This window comes from Microcystis sp. M179S2 (assembly GCF_020245805.1).
In the GTDB taxonomy this organism is placed as follows: domain Bacteria; phylum Cyanobacteriota; class Cyanobacteriia; order Cyanobacteriales; family Microcystaceae; genus Microcystis; species Microcystis aeruginosa.
Window position 1 is genome coordinate 1 of sequence record NZ_JADBUE010000146.1, and the last position, 14636, is coordinate 14636.

General features: G+C 42.7%; 20 protein-coding genes and 1 pseudogene. 15 read left to right on the top strand and 6 right to left on the bottom strand.

All coding sequences use genetic code 11. The annotated features are described in order from the left end of the window. Positions 1-49: 49 nt before the first annotated feature. The gene (locus tag IM500_RS08750; protein ID WP_287738138.1) at positions 50-1642 is read left to right on the top strand and encodes an ArnT family glycosyltransferase; all 1593 of its coding nucleotides are present in this window, start codon (positions 50-52) and stop codon (positions 1640-1642) included. A gap of 71 nt (positions 1643-1713) precedes the next feature. Continuing rightward, positions 1714-2178 (top strand): DNA phosphorothioation-associated protein 4, encoded by a 465-nt coding sequence (locus tag IM500_RS08755; RefSeq protein WP_002760679.1) that lies wholly within the window; start codon positions 1714-1716, stop codon positions 2176-2178. A gap of 8 nt (positions 2179-2186) precedes the next feature. Here the strand turns inward: IM500_RS08755 and IM500_RS08760 are convergent, their stop codons facing one another. From IM500_RS08760 to IM500_RS08770, 3 genes are read right to left on the bottom strand one after another with little or no spacing between them, the layout of a single operon-like run. Beyond that, positions 2187-2825, bottom strand: a complete 639-nt coding sequence (locus tag IM500_RS08760; protein WP_287738139.1) for a DUF1361 domain-containing protein — start codon at positions 2823-2825, stop codon at positions 2187-2189. 3 nt (positions 2826-2828) lie between these two features. Next, positions 2829-3245: an acyl-CoA thioesterase gene (locus IM500_RS08765; RefSeq protein ID WP_002760673.1), complete on the bottom strand. Its 417-nt coding sequence runs from the start codon at positions 3243-3245 to the stop codon at positions 2829-2831. A gap of 7 nt (positions 3246-3252) precedes the next feature. Beyond that, on the bottom strand, positions 3253-3771 hold the full coding sequence (locus IM500_RS08770; RefSeq protein ID WP_002734244.1) for a cofactor assembly of complex C subunit B: 519 nt from the start codon (positions 3769-3771) through the stop codon (positions 3253-3255). A 135-nt stretch (positions 3772-3906) separates the two neighbouring features. On the opposite strand from IM500_RS08770, the gene IM500_RS08775 reads away from it, so the two are divergent. The 3 genes from IM500_RS08775 to IM500_RS08785 all read left to right on the top strand — a co-directional run bounded on the left by IM500_RS08775 (position 3907) and on the right by IM500_RS08785 (position 6361). Further along, a complete protein-coding gene (locus IM500_RS08775; protein ID WP_004163173.1) occupies positions 3907-4812 on the top strand; it encodes a metal ABC transporter permease in 906 nt (301 codons plus the stop codon). 322 nt (positions 4813-5134) lie between these two features. Next, positions 5135-5773: a MotA/TolQ/ExbB proton channel family protein gene (locus IM500_RS08780; RefSeq protein ID WP_002760669.1), complete on the top strand. Its 639-nt coding sequence runs from the start codon at positions 5135-5137 to the stop codon at positions 5771-5773. 18 nt (positions 5774-5791) lie between these two features. Beyond that, positions 5792-6361 (top strand): ExbD/TolR family protein, encoded by a 570-nt coding sequence (locus tag IM500_RS08785; RefSeq protein WP_072926748.1) that lies wholly within the window; start codon positions 5792-5794, stop codon positions 6359-6361. Here the strand turns inward: IM500_RS08785 and IM500_RS08790 are convergent, their stop codons facing one another. The 3 genes from IM500_RS08790 to IM500_RS08800 all read right to left on the bottom strand — a co-directional run bounded on the left by IM500_RS08790 (position 6362) and on the right by IM500_RS08800 (position 9124). Further along, positions 6362-6712 carry a hypothetical protein gene (locus tag IM500_RS08790; RefSeq protein WP_061430568.1) on the bottom strand — a complete coding sequence of 117 codons (351 nt, stop codon included), beginning with the start codon at positions 6710-6712 and terminating at the stop codon, positions 6362-6364. Between the two features lie 278 nt (positions 6713-6990). After that, positions 6991-8028, bottom strand: a complete 1038-nt coding sequence (gene csaB, locus IM500_RS08795; protein ID WP_287738140.1) for a polysaccharide pyruvyl transferase CsaB — start codon at positions 8026-8028, stop codon at positions 6991-6993. Positions 8029-8044: 16 nt separating this feature from the next. After that, positions 8045-9124, bottom strand: coding sequence for a RuBisCO accumulation factor 1 (locus tag IM500_RS08800; protein ID WP_287738141.1), 1080 nt, complete (start codon positions 9122-9124; stop codon positions 8045-8047). Positions 9125-9337: 213 nt separating this feature from the next. Here IM500_RS08800 and ccmO point away from each other — a divergent pair, with 213 nt between their 5' ends. From ccmO to IM500_RS08850, 10 genes and pseudogenes are all read left to right on the top strand, one after another. Then, positions 9338-10138 carry a beta-carboxysome assembly protein CcmO gene (ccmO, locus tag IM500_RS08805; protein ID WP_002775137.1) on the top strand — a complete coding sequence of 267 codons (801 nt, stop codon included), beginning with the start codon at positions 9338-9340 and terminating at the stop codon, positions 10136-10138. A 438-nt stretch (positions 10139-10576) separates the two neighbouring features. After that, positions 10577-11050: a hypothetical protein gene (locus tag IM500_RS08810; RefSeq protein ID WP_287738142.1), complete on the top strand. Its 474-nt coding sequence runs from the start codon at positions 10577-10579 to the stop codon at positions 11048-11050. A gap of 281 nt (positions 11051-11331) precedes the next feature. After that, a complete protein-coding gene (mazE, locus tag IM500_RS08815) occupies positions 11332-11556 on the top strand; it encodes a type II toxin-antitoxin system MazE family antitoxin (protein ID WP_147070224.1) in 225 nt (74 codons plus the stop codon). After that, positions 11549-11920 (top strand): type II toxin-antitoxin system PemK/MazF family toxin, encoded by a 372-nt coding sequence (locus tag IM500_RS08820; RefSeq protein WP_159294286.1) that lies wholly within the window; start codon positions 11549-11551, stop codon positions 11918-11920. The genes mazE and IM500_RS08820 overlap by 8 nt, the downstream gene beginning before the upstream one ends. 146 nt (positions 11921-12066) lie before the next feature. Further along, positions 12067-12276 carry a DUF2281 domain-containing protein gene (locus IM500_RS08825; RefSeq protein ID WP_008196743.1) on the top strand — a complete coding sequence of 70 codons (210 nt, stop codon included), beginning with the start codon at positions 12067-12069 and terminating at the stop codon, positions 12274-12276. Further along, positions 12261-12683: a PIN domain-containing protein gene (locus IM500_RS08830; protein WP_287632845.1), complete on the top strand. Its 423-nt coding sequence runs from the start codon at positions 12261-12263 to the stop codon at positions 12681-12683. Before IM500_RS08825 ends, IM500_RS08830 begins: the two co-directional genes overlap by 16 nt. Positions 12684-12965: 282 nt before the next feature. Further along, a complete protein-coding gene (locus IM500_RS08835; RefSeq protein ID WP_190359659.1) occupies positions 12966-13343 on the top strand; it encodes a DUF433 domain-containing protein in 378 nt (125 codons plus the stop codon). Then, positions 13340-13732: an ACP S-malonyltransferase gene (locus IM500_RS08840; RefSeq protein WP_190359658.1), complete on the top strand. Its 393-nt coding sequence runs from the start codon at positions 13340-13342 to the stop codon at positions 13730-13732. The genes IM500_RS08835 and IM500_RS08840 overlap by 4 nt, the downstream gene beginning before the upstream one ends. A 245-nt stretch (positions 13733-13977) precedes the next feature. Beyond that, a complete protein-coding gene (locus IM500_RS08845) occupies positions 13978-14280 on the top strand; it encodes a hypothetical protein (protein WP_287738143.1) in 303 nt (100 codons plus the stop codon). Next, a pseudogene (locus IM500_RS08850) lies at positions 14261-14497 on the top strand (type II toxin-antitoxin system PemK/MazF family toxin); the annotation flags it as partial. The gene IM500_RS08845 and the pseudogene IM500_RS08850, both read left to right, overlap by 20 nt. Between the last annotated feature and the right edge of the window lie 139 nt (positions 14498-14636).

The following is a 14636-nucleotide window of genomic DNA, read 5'->3' on the forward strand; positions in this document are numbered from 1 at the left end:
AATCTCCCGTCTCTAACATCAGTTTTAGCGATGAAATGAGGTAAGAATTTTGACGAAAATACTTAGCGATCGCATTGCCGTTTATCTGCTCATCGGTGGACTCCTGTTTAGAATCATCATCGCCTTGGGGCTTTATCCCGGTTACGATGAGGCATATTATTACGTTTACAGCCATAATCTAGATTGGAGTTATTTCGATCATCCGCCAATAGTAGCGATTTCCACGGGTTTTGGGACTTGGATCACGGGATTAGTCAATCAATTTACCATTCGCTTCGGTACTCTCCTCCTCTATACTGGCAGCCTCTGTTTGCTGTATCTGACGGCTTTAAAATTGTTCAGTCTGCCGGTCGCCAGAATGACTTTAGCGATCGCCACCCTCATCCCCATCTATGGGATCGTCTTCGGGATTCTTTCGCAGCCAGATAGTCCTTTAATCTTTTTTTGGTCATTAACAGTCTATTTAGCTGCCCAAGAATTCTGGCCAATTCGGGAAAAAAACTATCATCCTAGCTATCGTCTCGCTTATATTGGACTTGCCGTAGGATTGGCGGTTTTAAGTAAATATCACGGCTTTATTTTGGGCTTTGGTTTAGTTTTATTTTGTCTGACCACTCCCCGCTATTGGCCTGTATTTAGATCCCCTTGGTTGGGATTAGGATTTATTCTCTTTTTGATAACTTTATTGCCGATTATCTACTGGAATATTAACCATGATTGGATTTCCTTTCGCTTTCATTTAGAAGACCGTTTTTCTGGAGAACCCAAAACCTTTAATATTCTTGGTATTCTCTCGGTTGTTGGCATTAGTATCGCCACGATGTTTCCTCCTTTCGGTCTGCCGATGTGGTGGGTGACATTTAAAAGCTTTGCCGAACAAGTGCCTAATTTTATCTCGAAAAAAAGATTTTTTCATCGAGAAGAAGAATCACTAAAAAAATGGTTAATTCTCTCGGTTTCTCTGCCCTTAATCCTGGGAATGCTTTATGTGGGAGCTTCCCATTATCTCGCCCCTAGTTGGATTTTACCCGGGTTCTGGTCCTGTACAATTTTATTAGGAGAAAAGGCCAATACTTGGCAGCAATCTTCTCGAATCTGGGTAAAAAGATGGTTATGGGGGTCAGGAATTTTTATCGTTACTATTTTATCTATAGCAATGCTTCACGTTACTTTTGGCACTTTCCAAAAACCTAGTCAATACGCAATTTTTGGGGGAATTATTGCCCCAGAACAGGACCCTTCTCGGGAAATTGTCGATATCGATCAACTGCGCCAAGGCTTTGCTAATTCGCCCGAATTATTAGCACTCTTAAAAGATTCTAGCTTCGTTTTTACCCATAATTTTTATGTGACCGCATGGCTAGATATGGCCCTTTATCCCCTAGTTCCTATTCCCGTCACCTGTTTTAACAACGATCAAAGGGGTTATCAAATTTGGTTTAATCCTCAAGAATGGATCGGTAAAAATGGTTTATTAATTACTACAAATAGTTCTCTAGAAAGACCGGAAATAATCGATCGCTACCGTCCCTATTTCCAAGATATAACTAAAGTAGCTGTCATTCCGATCAAGCGCGGTGGTGTCACCATCGAACAATTTCATGTTTACCAAGCTAAAGGACTAATTAAAACTTATCCTTAAAGCAGTTATAGCGGGTAGGGGAGTTCTATCTCCCGAATTTTGTCACCTTTTTTACTTTTTACTTGATAAATATGTCCATTCATCGAGTGCGTATTGCCAGAGATAAAGGGGAATTTGTCCAGTCCTTAGTTAATTTTAATCAGGGAATTGGACCCTTTCAAACCTATGCTGATGTCATCGCTTTTGCGGCGGCTTTGGGGGTAAAATATCAAGAGAGGGTGGCGATAGAAAATGTAGCGAAGGAACCCTCACCTATCAACCTGGAAATTTTTATTTCTCGTGGCTACGATACCCTAATCAAATTATTGGCAGTCAATGAATTCCAAGACACGAAAATTCTTTCTCCCCACGGGGTAGATTCGGAAGCTTTGCGAGTGACAATTTTCGAGGAATATGCCAACGCCGGTTTAGCAAGATTAGAACGAGAATTGCGGGGTGCGGTGGATTATACTGAAAGATTATTGTTAATTATCAGTCAAGAACGTTTTCGAGAAATTACTGCCACAACCGAATTCGATTTAGGGAGATTTTTGTAGTATAAATTCTAGTTATTCTCGTAGGAAGCAAAAAATCGATTGTAAAGCCTTTTATTGATCTCGTATAGTAGCCAAATAATTAAAAAACAGACAGAGATAAATATCAAAGGTTTTTTAGTCAGTAAATTCTGCAAACTCCAGAATAGTTGCTGCGGTTGAGTGACTAGATACCAACTATTCAGTCGAAGAAAACGCCCTAGATAGATACCGATCGCACTTAAAAAATGGAGAGTTATTTCTAGGGGTAAAACCGCTGAATTTAGCTGACTTTGCTGACAATAACTTTTTAAATTAAGTAAGGAGAGAACGTATAGCTGAAAGCCAATAAAAATAAAGAAGCTATACTGGGGGATTAAAACTAAAAAAATTAAACTTTTGGCGTAATCCTGCTGAAGATAGGCGATTAAATGAATGCTATCGGTGAGAATATAGGGAGCATTGGGTAAAAAAAGCAGGAAAACTAAGAGAATTAACCACCAGAGTAGGGAACGATCGAGGGCGATCCGAAATAGCCAAAAGCTGAGGATAAAGGGGATAAAGGCCAGAAAAGAATTCCAGATAATCCTCCCGGTGCTAAGGTTAAATAATTGCCAAGCATTGTGCCACCAATCCCTAGTTAAAATTATCGTTAAATCTGCCCAAATCATCCCTTAAATACCAGTCTCCTCTAGGGTTGATAAATATCCTAACCAATGTTTTAAAGATTCCGGTAAAGGGATTCTTTTTCTAGCGGTGGGAGCGATGCACACATGGCGAGTTTTCGCTTTTGCGACCATGATTTCAGCCAAATAAATTTTATACTGCAATTGAAACTCGTTTTCGCTCAGGGATCGGGCAGTGAAATCAATCTGTATTTGATCGCCACAAAAAAGGGGACGAAAAAACTGGATTTCCGCTTGAGTAATCGGTAGGGCAACCGGAGAATCTTTCAAAAAATCCTTAATATTGATGCCAAATTGTGCTAAAGAAAACTCGTAGGCTTCATGACAGATCGAGAGAAGATGGGCAAAGTAAACCACACCGGCCGCATCGGTATCGGCCAGATAAATTAGGCGTTCATAGGACATAAAAAGCTTATTGTCTTTCTAGAAAGGTTAAACTATCTTGTAGTTGTCTTAACTCGTCTCGATGGGCTTTGACAGTTAATTCCGTTTGCTGAGATTTGCTTTCTACTTTAAAAGCCACTTCCTCTAAACGGCCGACTTTTTGCCAATAGAAAACACCCGCGAGGGGAGATAAACCCACAAGAGCAAAAATATAGGGATTAGTATCGGGAAATAACACCGATAACACCAGTGAGAAGCAAAATAAACCCAAGGCCGCTAAAATTGTCAAAAATATCGCTAGAAAGGGGCTAGGAGGCACAAAACCCTGTAATCTGACAATATTCTGTTCGGGTTCGATCGCCTTGACTTGATAGGAACGTCGGTCAAAATAATCTCGCAGTTGTTCTAATAGTTGGTCGTCACTGGTACTGGTAAGATAGACACGCTGTTCGATACGCTCTTTGACGGAACCGCGAATAAAAAAGAATAATCCCACCATGAGCAGGAGAGTCAGAAAAAAAGTTGAGGAAAGAACGGGGGTATCCATGGCGGCAGTTAGGAGCGAAAAAACTTACAATTAATCCTAATTATCCTAACCTATCTTCTCCCCCGATTTAGAAGATAGACCCTAGGAGCAAAACCTCGATCGAGAATCAGAAAAATTTAACCCCAAGGCAGATTCATGGGCAACAATCTATTAACAGGATTAATCGAACCCTTACAGTATAGTTTCATGCAGAGATCCCTAATTGAAGCTATCATCGTCGGGATCATTTGTGCGGTGGTGGGAACCTACCTGATGGTACAACGTTTAGCCCTCTTGGGCGATGCCATCAGTCACTCGGTCTTACCCGGATTAGCGATCGCTTTTATTGGTAATTTTAATCTGCTACTGGGTGCTTTACTAGCCTCAATGGTCAGTACTCTACTGATTAACTTGATCCGTAATCGTTCCCCAATCAAAGAAGATGCGGCCATGGGTATCGTTTTCTCGGCTTTTTTTGCCCTTGGTATCACCCTGATCACTCTCATCCAAAAAAACAACAAAATTGACCTGAATCACTTTCTCTTCGGCAATATTCTGGGTGTCACTGCTGCCGACATCCGCGATACCCTAATTATTGCCGTTATCGTTTTATTAACCGTTTTGCTCCTGTATAAAGAACTATTATTCTACACTTTCGACAAAATCGGGGCGCAAGCGGCGGGTTTACCAGTAAATTTATTAGATTTAGGCTTAATGCTCCTGATCGGTCTGACAATCGTTGCTAGTCTCCAAGCGGTGGGAGTAATCCTCGTTTTGTCCCTTTTGATTACCCCCGCGGCCACTGCTTATCTTTTAGTTACCCGTCTCCATCAAGTCATGGGTTTAGGTGTGGGTGTGGGTATTATTTCTAGTATCAGTGGGATGTATTTAAGTTATTACTGGAATTTACCCTCTGGACCAGCGATCGTGCTTGTCGCTTTTAGCCTATTTATGTTGGCCTTTTTATTCAGTCCCCGTCAGGGAATTTTCACCCATCCCTCTAGTCTAGGTGGTCAACTTTCTATCTGGGGAGAGATGAAAAATTTGTTGAGACGACGTTAGTTTGCAGCAGAAGGTGGGGTTTTTGGCAAGTGATCAAAAAAAGCTGACGGCTAAAAAACTGATAACGGCTATCAGTAGTCGTGCAGAATTAATTTCCTAGTCGAGACTCCGAGACAGTAGAGGATGCCCTATCAGGTTATACTTCATCTTTAGGAGAAACGCCTTAAGTATGGCACGATTTTTGAAAAATGGTATAAAAAGTATAAATGTCAATCGATCGACTTAAATCTTAAACTAAATAATCAAGCCCGAATCGCCCGGTATTGGAGGAACAAAACAACTCGTGAGTATACCTGATTTAATCCAAAAAGGCGGAGTGGCCATGTGGCCGCTGCTTTTTCTGTCTATTTTAGCTCTTAGCACTATTATCGAACGAATTTGGTTTTGGAGTCGTACTCTCCTCAGTGAGGGCCAGATTTTAAATCGCATTATGGAATCCGCCATCCGTAACTGGGATTTGGCGGCAAAAGTCGCCGGAGATTCCCGCAATCACCCCATTGGTAGCTATCTTTATGCTCCCCTGCGTTTAGAAAATCCAGATCCAGAGGTTTTTCACTTTGCCCTCGAATCGGCTGCCGATGAACAATTATCCCTAATGAAACGGGGCGATAAAATCCTTGAGGCAGTCATTGCCCTTTCTCCCCTGTTAGGATTATTAGGGACGGTACTCGGTTTAATTACCTCTTTGGCCAATATTCAATTAAGTGACCTGGGAACTTCCTCGACGGCGGGAGTAACTTTAGGTATTAGTGAAGCTTTAATTTCCACCGCTACCGGCCTAATTGTCGCTATTTTTAGCCTCGCTTTCTATCGTGTTTTTCAGGGACTCTGGTTCAATCAAGCCCGAATTTTTCGCAAGGCCGGCAGTGATTTAGAAATTATCTACCGCCAACGCTGGTTACACCAAGAAGACCAACAATACGCCCTCAGTGCTAACCTAGAAAAACCTCTCGATCGCTAAATCTCTCCCTTATCAAGCATGGCCGAAACTAAATCTCTTAACCACAAAAAGCCAAAAAGTAGCCATATTACGGCTCGTCCGCTCAAATTATGGCATGATCAACAGCGCATTCAAGAGGATGTGCAGGTTAATATCATCCCCTTGATCGATGTAATTTTCTGTATTCTCACTTTCTTTATTCTTGGTGCAGTGGGATTATCTCGCCAACAGGCTATCAGCCTCGATTTACCGAAAGCTAGTACCGCCACCACCCCGATGCGGGAAATGTTGGTGGTTAGTCTCGATGATTTCGGACAACTCTACGTCGAAAAACAAATGGTGACTCGCGCCCAGTTGTTCGAGGCGATCAAGAATTATCATCAATATAGTCCCAATGGACTGATGGTACTGAATGCCTCCAGAAATGCCAGTTATAACGAAGTGGTTGGGGTTTTAGACCTACTGCGACAGGTAGGCGGTGATCGTGTGGCTTTAGCGACTCTATCGGGGGAGGCTAATAATCCCACCCTGGAAAATAGCAATCCTTTGCCCAATTTGCCGACTAATCCCACCTTGCCCAGTTTACCCAATCCTCTGGGCAGCAATTAACTAGGAATGGATGCGATAGCTGAGTAATTGTTCTTCGAGGGCGGCAATGCGATTGTAGGCCGCCGTCAATTGTGCCGTTAATCGGCGAATTTGGATTTCATCGGCAAAAGAATTATCGCCATTGACAGCTGGGGCTTGTTTGCCACCGTGATCCCGGAGAATATCTTTATGATCGTAGAGGCTATTATCGGATAACTCGGAAAAACCGACCATTTCCAGGGATTCTCGCAGGGAATGACTCGATTTATCCCCAGCTAGGATAGCAATTTGCTGGCTGAGGCTTTCGACAATATCCTGTAGACGCTCGACTTTCTGCTCAAGACTGATAATCTGTTGTTGTAGTCCATTCATGCAATTACCTAGGGATAAAGGAGGTTTCCCCTCTATGCTAGGCTCTGGAGGAAATGGGCTATAACAATTTCTGATTGATTTAACGATCCCTTTACTGCCCTTAACGAAAATATGGCACGGGAAGTCCCCACACGAGACCGAAGCGGGATGGGGATGTGCCGAGTGCCTCCTTTCCCCTTGATCAAAACCTATGCCACAATGTTTATGGACTTAAGCATATTTTGAGACTTTTTAGAATGAAATAGCCCTGGCATCGGTAATCGCACTCGACATAAAAATTAGCTCACCAATCTAGATAAAATTTCTCGATGAATTAAAGCTCGATCGATTAAAAAATGTTTGCGATCGCTGGTTAATCCCTCTCCATTGGCATAAAAATCAATCCAAGTGGTACTAATATCATTAACTGCCTCTGGTAACTGATCTAATTCCCAACCCGGCATCGGTACTTCGGCAATTAATCGCGACACTTTCGGATCATAACTCAGGGCAAAACAACGACAATCTTCTGCTGCGGCCATAATTAAACTATGAAAGCGCATTCCGATCACCATTTCTACCCCACGAAATAAGCCTTTTAACTGTCTTGGATCTTCTAAACTAACGATTTGATGATTTTCCCTTAATTGACGTGCTACAGCTTCACAAAGGGGCAAATCCCGCGACTTTTGAAAAGGGACTAAGAGAATAAACGCCCCCGTACTGATTTGTAAATCAATTAAAGCTTGGGTTAATTTATCTAATTTTGCCGGGGTTAATAGGGGATGGGGACGTAAATTGACGGCGATTCTTGGGGCGGGTAAATCCGATAATCCCTTGACTGATTGAGCGTCTAAAGCCCATACTGGATCGGGGGCAACAATGGGATGAATACCCCAATTGGCGACTAAATGAGCCGAAGTATCATCGCGCACACTAACTAAACTACATTTTTGTAAAACTTTTTTGGTTAACCAACGGGTAAAAGGTCTATTTAATGGTCCAATTCCCTGCCCCCAAGCAATAGTTTTTAAGCCCAATAATTGAGCAAGAGCCATTAAACCACCGTAATAAATTGGACTGGCAAAACTGGTGACATCCTGCATTAAACTGCCGCCACCCCAGATAAATATATCCGCTTTTTTCATAGTTTGAAAAACTTGCCACCAATCCCTACTAGGACAGGTTTCCACTCCATAACGTTGACTGGTTTCTCTGGGATTATTTGACAAAACAATAGGTTTAATTGCTGAGGGCAACATCTGCAATAGAGACACTAATAATGCCTCATCTCCTCCGTTTCCTCTCCCATAATATCCACAAATTACTGCACGCATATATCAGTTATCAGTTTTAGTCGTCCATTTGCCAGGGTTCGGTGATGTTTTTTTCATCGAGGATATTTTTGGCTCTTAAAATCAAGACCAATTCACCTAGGATTGTGACATCAGGGGGACTATCAAACCATTGTAAAGAGACGGAATTATCCCTCTCCACTAGATAATAATTGTTCACATCCCATTCGGCCAAAACTCGATCGATCACTAATAACACTTCCTCAGACCTGGTGGCAATCGATCGAGGTAATTGATCGCTAGGCCATAAAATAGCTACAGGATCGATCGCCTTGAGAATTGCTTGCCAACCGGGGAGAGGCACGATTGTTTGTTTATCCCCCACCGTTACCAGTCGAAAAGGTTCCTCGACGCTCAAACTTTCTGTGTGTTTTATATCAGTTACCGTCACCGGAAATCTTCCTACTAAAGGAATAATTCTGGCTAATTCGTCCTCATCCTGTAAACGATGGACGGGTAGCAACGGTGCGCTACGGGAGGGAGTAACGGTAAAATCTTGTAGTAAAGACTCGATCGCCTGTCTGGCCGAGTCAGAATGGGCAAATTTCAAACCTTTAGCGATTAATTTCGCTCTTTCGGCTAAATCTCGCTTTTGTTTGCCCCGTTTCCAACACTGATAAGCGATCGCATCTCCAGGATGACGAGTAAATTCACTGGGAATCTGGGATAAACGGGAAAAATCTTGGATAGCTTTGGCGATATCGTGTGCTTCAGCCACCTCAATCCTTTTTTCTGCCGCTAATTTCGCTGCCCCCAATCTTTGTTCTTGGTTGAGAATCCGTAATTCGTATAGCACATCACTGCGCGGCCCGATGTAGTAACTTAACAAATCTTCATCTGCCCCCGCTTTGATTAAACTCTCAAAAACTTGGGCAGCGACAATAATTAAATTTTGTTGGGCATTTTGAAAACCGGTTTGTTCAAAGATTAACTGGGAATCGTAGCCAGCTTTTTGCAGTTTTTGACATTTTTGCCCCCAATTCACCCAATTTCCTTCCTTATGAAGCAGCGAGCGCATTAATTCGGTCGCTTCCGTTTCGCTGATTCGATCATCTGTACTGCGAGGCTGTTCTGTCATAGACAACTTGATCAAGCTACAATAACTAAAATTTATCTAATCCCTCAAAAATCTTCAATAGCAATTAAGGTTAACAGGATAGACTAGATAGTAACAGGATAGCTGACAATCACCCCCTTCGTACCTGTTAGGGCAAGTTTATCTTCAATGTCTAGATTAAGAGTTAATGGAAGCATTCCCCCCTCGTCCACAACTAACCCCGGTCAAAGGACGATGAAAACCAAGCGTCACCCCAAAGATAGTGCCTTGGGTTTAGTCTCTACCCTCAGCTTTCCGGCGATCGTCGGGACGGCGGATATGATGCTAAAATCGGCAGAAGTTACCCTCGTGGGTTACGAAAAAATTGGCGGTGGTCACTGTACGGCGATCGTGCGTGGTAATATTGCCGATGTGCGGTTAGCAGTGGAAGAAGGGGCAAAAACCGCCGCACAGTTCGGACAATTGGTATCTAAATCGGTTATTCCCCGACCGATGCCCAATTTAGAGGTAATTTTCCCAATTGGTAGCCGTTTAGCCGAAATTGCCCAAAGTCAACGGGGTTTCAGCAAACTGAGCAATATGTCGATCGGTCTCTTGGAAACCCGCGGTTTTCCTGCTATGGTGGGGGCAGCCGATGCCATGTTAAAATCGGCCGATGTGCAGTTAGCTTCCTACGAAACAATTGGGGATGGTTTGTGTACGGCCATTATCCGGGGTTCCGTCGCTAATGTGGCCGTGGCCATTGATGCGGGAATGCGGGAAGCAGAGAAAATCGGTGAACTGCACGCGGTGATGATTATTCCCCGTTTATTGGAAGATTTAGAACATACTTTACCGGTGGCCAGCTACTGGTTAGAAACCCCCGAACCTTTACCGATGTTGTTACCCAATACTGTCCGGGAAAAACAACGGGAATTGGTTGCTTTACCTGAATTGGAAAAAACCAAAATACCGATTCGTCGCCAAGAAATGCAGGAAAAAGTGTTAGAAGAAGTGATTCCCGTGGAAGTTATCACCGATGAGGACAGTTATTAATTTTTATTTTCAGCTTTGCTCCTGTGCTGCTAAAAGTACAGGAGCAAAAGGTTGAATTAGGATTTGCGGCAAAAAGTTTGTTACTGGGTGTGGGGTGGATACTTGTATCGGGTTTGAATGATAATTTCACGGTAAAAAATCTTTACAGAAGCCCCCGACAATTAAACGAATCAAATAATTATAAATTTTTGTCAAGAGGTGCGGTCAGATCGAATAATCGTCGCTAGAATGAGCCTAGTTGTCAGAAATTTAGTTAGACAAGGTTTTTGGCAATATACTAATCTGGCTAACACGCTTTTGGGCGTGATATACGGAAACTTCTAGCGATCACGCCTAAATGAGGTGATATGCCAAAAGTTGACCTATATCGTTACTGTAGAGAGTGTTATACAGAAAGTTGACCTATAATATGTGGTTAGCCGCGTCCGAGGTAGAACAATGGCGGAGCCGAAACGACTGATTGATATCCAATTGGAGATGCTTAACGCTGAACTGAACCATATCGGTGGGGCGATCCGTCAACATGATGAGATCACCAAGTCGGTTAAGAACTGGGCCGTCGTGACATGGACAGCTAGCATTGGCTTGTCCCTCAAGGACCCAAATTTGCACTCACTCATCTGGTTGACAGCCATCGTGCCTTTGGTGTTTTGGATTGTGGATGGTTCCTTTCGCAGAATTCAGAGGAGTCTCATTAGTCGCATGCGGCAGATTTCAGACTACGTAAACTCGCCGATGTTCAGAACAGCAGCCGAGAACGGGTCTGCCTTGGAGTTCCCGCTGCTACTGATGCGAAGGAAGACCAAAGATTTCAAAAACACGCTTCCAGGCACGATGTTGTTTCGATCGGTATCGCTGCTCTATCTGGGTTTGGCGTTTTGCAGTTCGCTGCTCTGGCTGACTGTGAAGTGAGAATGAGCGGGCCAACGTCAACGCTCCAGCGATCGCAATCTTGTAGGGTGCGTTCCCTAATGTGGCTCCTCCTACTCCACTAATAGATTTTTGGGGAACGCACCATGCACATTGATTGAAGCTGTGGGTTTAAGTGCGATACCGAAGACACTGGGTAGCACCCATAGATGTCGTTAGGCCTTTAATCTACTTACAGATCAGAGGCAGGCATTGACAATTAATGTAGGATTAGCTAGTATGATGATCTAATCCTACCAGGCTGTCGTAAACAGTTTATGGCAATGAGTAAGAAAGTTAGCATAACCTTAGACGACGAAGTTTTGGAATTTGTAGATCGACTAGCAAGCAATCGTAGCAGCTTCATAAATGATGTTCTCTGGCAAGAGAAGAGAAGGGTTTTTATGAAAGAGCTAGAAGAAGCTTATAAAGATCAGGCCAATGATCCAGAGATGCAAGCAGAAATCTCTGTCTGGGATATTGTAGTGGGCGACGGTCTAAATGCCTAATGGAAGACTAACCTATAAGCGAGGAGAAATCTGGTGGATCGATCTGAAACCCGTTGTTGGTTATGAAACCGATAAAGAACGTCCTTGCCTGATTTTACAAAACGATATTGGCAATCAAAATGGAACAACGACAGTAGTTGCTCCATTGTTGCCCGGGAAAAGGACTTATCCTTTTGTTGTCAATATTACACCGACAGTGCAGAATGGACTAGACGGAGATCGACACATCAACTTAAGTCAAATGAGGGCTGTAGATTCTCAAAGAATTAAGAATAAACAGGGTGTTTTAGAAGACGTTTATTGGGAAGAAATAGAGAAAGCAGTATGTATTGAGCTCGGTTTCAGCAAATCGCTATCGCCGTAGGGTGCGTTCCCTAAGGTGGTTCCTACTGCTCCAGCGATCGATTTTGGGGAACGCACCATGTACATTGATTGAAACTGTGGGCATTATGCTAGAGTGGCGGTAAGAGCAGTTATCAACTACTACAAACAGTTGAATTGGTAAAATACATGAGTACGTCTGCAAAATCACTAGAAGAACTGGTGAGACAATTACCGCCCCAGTTAAAGGTTGAAGTACAAACGTTTGTAGAGTCACTTTTAAGTAAATCTAACCAACCTATAAAACGTAAACTCCGTCAAGACTGGGCAGGGATGCTTAAAACCGATTACACATCAATTGAGTTACAGCATCTTGCAGTTGAATGGAGAAATGGCTAGTGTTTCTTCTGGATACAAATATTTGGCTAGAACGCTTATTAGGACAAGGACAGGCGGAGGTTGTTGCGGAGCTACTTGATACGCTCTCGCCCTCTGATATGTGTATGACTGATTTTACTTTACATTCTATCGGGGTGATCTGTAATCGGCTGAATCAACGAGACGTTTTTATCAAATTTGTCGATGACGTTTTGATTGATGCTGGTGTTGTACTGGTCAGTGTTCCTGCTAACCAAATGAAGAGAGTCGTAGAAATAATAGATCTCTTTCGCTTGGATTTTGATGATGCTTACCAATATGTTGCTGCCGAGCTTGAAAAAGCTACTATTGTGAGTTTTGATCAAGATTTTGACAAGACAGAACAAAGACGTTTGACTCCTATGCAAGTGCTTAAAATTAGAAATTAATTGCTTGCTCCCGTCAGTGCGATGCCGAACGCAATTTTGTAGGGTGCGTTCCCTAAAGTGGTTCCTACTGCTCCAGCGATCGATTTTGGGGAACGCACCATGTACATTGATTGAAACTGTGGGTTTAAGTGCGATGTGGAAGGCACTGGGTAGCAGTACGCTGACGAGGGTACGCTAATCAAATGTAATGCGCCATATTTTCATTGGTGAGGCCAGCAGAGTTGGGGGTGATATGATGAGAAAAGAGCGGCCACTCAACACCATTTGGAGCTAATCAAAACTATGTCACTGTATCCTGATAAGGAACCCGCAATTACTCGAACAGAGCGTGGTTTAACAATTTCTGGCACAAGAATAACCTTGTATCAAATAATGGACTATATTCACGCCAATTACCCTCGTCATTTAATCCGCCATCAATTCTATCTAACTGATGAGCAGTTTGATGCAGCTATCTCTTATATTGACGCTCACTACAAAGAAGTAGAGTCAGAGTATCAAATAGTTGTGCAGCAAGCAGCAGAAATTCGAGATTATTGGAATGAGCGTAACCAAGAACGTATTGCTAATATTTCTAAGTTGCCGCCCAAGCCTGAATATACTTCTGCTTGGCAAAAATTGCAAGCGCGTAAAGCCAAACGAGCAGCAATAAGCCAGTGATTTTTCTAATCGATCACAATATTGAAGGGCAATCGCTCATACTTTTTGGCAGTATTACTTCTGAAGGGTGGCTTGAAACATTACCAATTCGTTTTATTTCATTTGATGAAGTTGAATTACCAATTACCAGCAGTGATAGAGTGGTTTGGCACTTTGCTCAAGAGAATCAAATGATTTTACTAACCGCCAACCGTAGTATGAAGGGTGAAGATTCTCTAGAACAAGTAATTCGAGAAGAATGTTTACCAACTTCTTTGCCTGTGGTTACGTTTGCAAATGTTGATCGGATTATTGAACGAGAATATCGAGAAGAATGTGTTGATCGCTTGATTGAAATTGCTCTTTACCTTGAAAATTATTTAGGCGTGAGTCGTCTGTTCATTCCATAGCAAATGTCCTAACTTTGCCGTTAGGCGGCTTCGTCTATCTGTGAAGGCGTAGCCGCAGTGCGATGCCGAAGGCACTGCGTAGCAGATCGCAATCTTGTAGGGTGCGTTCCCTAATCTGGCTCCTACTACTTCAGCGATCGATTTTGGGGAACGCACCATGCACATTGATGGAAACTGTGGGTTAAAGTGCGGTCGCCGATCTTAATAAGCTACATTAACAACAATACTCAAAGAGAAGGCTTAAAATGGTTAAATCAACTTTGTACACGACAGCAAAAGTCCTACCGGGAAATAGAATTGAAATTGAATCTCCAGCTCTGACTGTAGGACAAACTGTTGAGGTAGTTATTTTGCTTGAAGAAGTTAGTTCTGATTCTTCTACCACCGAAGCTATCTCTCCATCCTTAAAACAGCGTCTTGCTTTTCTGAAGTTACCAATGACTGAACGGAGGAATATTCTCAAAAGTCAAGCCGATATAATGCTCTCTCACTATCAACAAGATTCTGAATGGCAGGAGTTAATGGCAGGTGACATCATTGAGTATTAACCCTGAGCTGCCAAAACGTGGAGAAATTTGGTTAGTCAACTTCGATCCTACTGTTGGTGCAGAAATCAAAAAATTGCGTCCTGCCGTCGTCATCAGTTCCGATTCAGTAGGAAAGCTTCCTATCAAGCTTATTGCTCCTATTATAGACTGGAAAACATATTTTTCAGCAAATTTCTGGCACGTTAAAATTGAACCTAACAGTATCAATGGATTGAATAACTGGACTTCCCCCATACAGAAATACTAAAAAATTAACAAAACCCTTACTGCAGGTCGCTTCTCAGAAAAAATTGAAAAGAGGCTACTGGGTACATTTTTCCCTTGAAAATGGCTGTACCGTTGACTGTATCTGGAGT

What these genes read in the sequence shown, in the direction of transcription:
- IM500_RS08755 (WP_002760679.1), top strand. Translation starts at nt 1,714, where the DNA reads ATGTCCATTCATCGAGTGCGTATTGCCAGAGATAAAGGGGAATTTGTC.
- IM500_RS08760 (WP_287738139.1), bottom strand. Translation starts at nt 2,825, where the DNA reads ATGATTTGGGCAGATTTAACGATAATTTTAACTAGGGATTGGTGGCAC.
- IM500_RS08765 (WP_002760673.1), bottom strand. Translation starts at nt 3,245, where the DNA reads ATGTCCTATGAACGCCTAATTTATCTGGCCGATACCGATGCGGCCGGT.
- IM500_RS08770 (WP_002734244.1), bottom strand. Translation starts at nt 3,771, where the DNA reads ATGGATACCCCCGTTCTTTCCTCAACTTTTTTTCTGACTCTCCTGCTC.
- IM500_RS08775 (WP_004163173.1), top strand. Translation starts at nt 3,907, where the DNA reads ATGGGCAACAATCTATTAACAGGATTAATCGAACCCTTACAGTATAGT.
- IM500_RS08780 (WP_002760669.1), top strand. Translation starts at nt 5,135, where the DNA reads ATGTGGCCGCTGCTTTTTCTGTCTATTTTAGCTCTTAGCACTATTATC.
- IM500_RS08785 (WP_072926748.1), top strand. Translation starts at nt 5,792, where the DNA reads ATGGCCGAAACTAAATCTCTTAACCACAAAAAGCCAAAAAGTAGCCAT.
- IM500_RS08790 (WP_061430568.1), bottom strand. Translation starts at nt 6,712, where the DNA reads ATGAATGGACTACAACAACAGATTATCAGTCTTGAGCAGAAAGTCGAG.
- csaB (WP_287738140.1), bottom strand. Translation starts at nt 8,028, where the DNA reads ATGCGTGCAGTAATTTGTGGATATTATGGGAGAGGAAACGGAGGAGAT.
- IM500_RS08800 (WP_287738141.1), bottom strand. Translation starts at nt 9,124, where the DNA reads ATGACAGAACAGCCTCGCAGTACAGATGATCGAATCAGCGAAACGGAA.
- ccmO (WP_002775137.1), top strand. Translation starts at nt 9,338, where the DNA reads ATGAAAACCAAGCGTCACCCCAAAGATAGTGCCTTGGGTTTAGTCTCT.
- IM500_RS08810 (WP_287738142.1), top strand. Translation starts at nt 10,577, where the DNA reads ATGGCGGAGCCGAAACGACTGATTGATATCCAATTGGAGATGCTTAAC.
- mazE (WP_147070224.1), top strand. Translation starts at nt 11,332, where the DNA reads ATGAGTAAGAAAGTTAGCATAACCTTAGACGACGAAGTTTTGGAATTT.
- IM500_RS08820 (WP_159294286.1), top strand. Translation starts at nt 11,549, where the DNA reads ATGCCTAATGGAAGACTAACCTATAAGCGAGGAGAAATCTGGTGGATC.
- IM500_RS08825 (WP_008196743.1), top strand. Translation starts at nt 12,067, where the DNA reads ATGAGTACGTCTGCAAAATCACTAGAAGAACTGGTGAGACAATTACCG.
- IM500_RS08830 (WP_287632845.1), top strand. Translation starts at nt 12,261, where the DNA reads ATGGAGAAATGGCTAGTGTTTCTTCTGGATACAAATATTTGGCTAGAA.
- IM500_RS08835 (WP_190359659.1), top strand. Translation starts at nt 12,966, where the DNA reads ATGTCACTGTATCCTGATAAGGAACCCGCAATTACTCGAACAGAGCGT.
- IM500_RS08845 (WP_287738143.1), top strand. Translation starts at nt 13,978, where the DNA reads ATGGTTAAATCAACTTTGTACACGACAGCAAAAGTCCTACCGGGAAAT.